At 73.0% G+C, this 2,404-nt stretch carries 1 protein-coding gene and 2 pseudogenes; all 3 read left to right on the forward strand.

Translation table 11 applies throughout. From position 1 onward, the window contains the following. A pseudogene (locus ABZY91_RS41875) lies at positions 1-264 on the forward strand (sugar ABC transporter substrate-binding protein); the annotation flags it as partial. A 173-nt stretch (positions 265-437) separates the two neighbouring features. After that, a complete protein-coding gene (locus tag ABZY91_RS41880; RefSeq protein ID WP_355409485.1) occupies positions 438-2,108 on the forward strand; it encodes a sugar ABC transporter ATP-binding protein in 1,671 nt (556 codons plus the stop codon). Next, a pseudogene (locus tag ABZY91_RS41885) lies at positions 2,105-2,404 on the forward strand (ABC transporter permease); the annotation flags it as partial. The gene ABZY91_RS41880 and the pseudogene ABZY91_RS41885, both read left to right, overlap by 4 nt.

A 2,404-nucleotide genomic window follows, 5' to 3' on the forward strand; every position in this document is an offset into this window, starting at 1 on the left:
GCCCTGGAGAACGCCGGCATCGGCCCCGACCGCGTCATCGGCGTCGGCCTCGGCGCCTACCTCGCCTGCAAGAACTGGGGCTCCGGCAAGCCCTCCGGCATGAAGGCCGCACTCTTCATCAACGGCAAGGACGTCGGCGCCCTCGCCGTCCAGACCATGTACGACAAGCTCAAGAACAGCAAGGACTTCCCCAAGGAAGCCTTCGCCCCCACCACCATGGTCGACGCCACCACCTGGAAGACCGCCGGCGTCACCTGCAGCTGACCCGGCGTCCGCGAGCCGTGCCGGTGCGGCAACCGCCGCCGTACCGGCACCCCACCCCCGTCGGTGCGCACCACGGCCCACCGCACCCGCCCGTGCCGCAGCGCCCGTCACGTCGCGGCGGCCACCGGCCCGGCATGCCCCCCGACGGCGTCACCAGTCCTTGCGAGGTCCCCATGCACACGCCCGGCAACCGCCCACCGAAGCCCGCGCCGCCCGACCCACCCGACCCGGTCGCCGCCCCCGTGGCCGTGGCCGTCGAGGGGATCACCAAGCGCTTCGGCACGGTCCAGGCACTCTCCGGCGTCGACCTGGAGTTTCCCGCCGGCCAGGTCACCGCCCTCATGGGCGAGAACGGCGCCGGCAAGTCCACCCTGCTCAGGATCCTCACCGGGGACCACCGGCCGACCGGGGGAAGGGTACTGATCGACGGGCAGCCGACCGTGCTGCCCTCGCCGCAGGACGCCCGCCGGCTCGGCATCCGCATCATCCCGCAGGAACCGGAGATCATCCCGCACGTCTCGGTCGCCGAGAACGTCTACGCCGGTTCCCTCCCCCGCAAGGCCGGCCGGCGCCTCGACCGGGCCGAACTCCACCGCCGCATCACCGCCGACCTCGTCCGCGTGGGCTTCGACAACGTCCTCCCCCCGCACCTTCTCGGCTCCGAGCTCACCCCGGCGCAACGCCAGCTGGTGGAGATCCTGCGGGCCCTGACCGGCGACGCCAAGGTCATCGCCTTCGACGAGCCGACCTCCTCGCTCTCCGACGGCGAGGTCGAGGCGCTGTTCGCCCTGATCGGGCGGCTGCGCGAGCGGGGCGTCGCCGTCATCTACGTGTCGCACCGGATGAAGGAGATCTTCCGGCTCGCCGACCGCATCGCCGTCCTGCGCGACGGCGCCGTGGCCGGCGTCCTGGACGCCGCACGGACCGACGAGGGCGAGGTGGTGCGCCTGATGGTCGGCCGTGACCTGTCCACCCTCTTCGTCCGGCAGGACGTCACCACCGACCGCGTCGTCCTCGACGTCCACGGCCTGACCACCGACCACGTCACCGGCATCGACCTCCGGGTCCGGGCCGGCGAGGTCGTCGCCCTCGCCGGACTCATCGGGGCGGGACGCTCCGAACTCGCCCTCGCGCTCGCCGGCGACCAGCCCGTCCGCTCCGGCACCGTCACCCTCGACGGCCGCACCCTGCGATCCGGCAGCCCCGGCGACGCCATCCGCGCCGGCCTGGGCCTCGCCCCCGAGGAGCGCAAGGCCCAGGCGCTGTTCCTGCACCGCTCGATCCGCGACAACACCTCGCTGGTCGTCCTCGGCCGGCTGCGCCGCTTCCGGTTCGTCCACCGGCGCCGCGAACGCGCGCTGGCCCAGGAGTTCACCGACCGGCTGCGGGTCCGCGCACCCTCCGTCGAGCACGAGGTCCGCAAGCTCTCCGGCGGCAACCAGCAGAAGGTCGTCCTCGCCCGCTGGCTCGCCCACCGGCCCAAACTGCTCATCCTCGACGAGCCGACCCGCGGCATCGACATCGGCGCCAAGTCCGAAATCTACCGGATCATCGCCGACCTCGCCCGGGACGGCGTGGCCCTGCTGGTCATCTCCTCCGAGCTCCCCGAGGTCCTCGGTCTGGCCGACCGCATCATCGTCATGCAGAACGGCCGCATCACCGGCGAACTCTCCCGGGCCGAGGCCACCGAGGAGGCCGTCCTCCACCTCGCCATGGCCGACGACCTCCAGCCCGCCGACACCGCCGAACCCGCCCGTGCCGACACCGCCCGGGCCGACACCGCCCGGGCCACCCGCACCACCGCTCCCACCGGCACCGACGCCGCCCCCGGAGGCCGCTCATGACCACGGCAACGGCCCACCGGCCCGCCGGACCCCGCACGGGGAAGCGCTCGCCGCTCGCCTCCCTCGGCGGTCAGAACCTCAGCCTGATCGGTGCGCTGGTCGCCGTCCTCGCCCTGTTCGGCATCCTCAACGACAACTTCCTCAGCCTCGGCAACATGCAGGTCATCGCCGAAGCCGCCACCATCACCGGCCTCCTCGCCATCGTCCAGACCGTCGTCATCATCTGCGGCGGCCTCGACATCTCCGTCGGCTCCCAAGCCGGCGTCGCCTCCGTCGTCTCCGCCATGGCCTTCACC

The organism is Kitasatospora sp. NPDC002965 (assembly GCF_040611255.1).
Lineage (GTDB): Bacteria > Actinomycetota > Actinomycetes > Streptomycetales > Streptomycetaceae > Kitasatospora.

What these genes read in the sequence shown, in the direction of transcription:
- ABZY91_RS41880 (WP_355409485.1), top strand. Translation starts at nt 438, where the DNA reads ATGCACACGCCCGGCAACCGCCCACCGAAGCCCGCGCCGCCCGACCCA.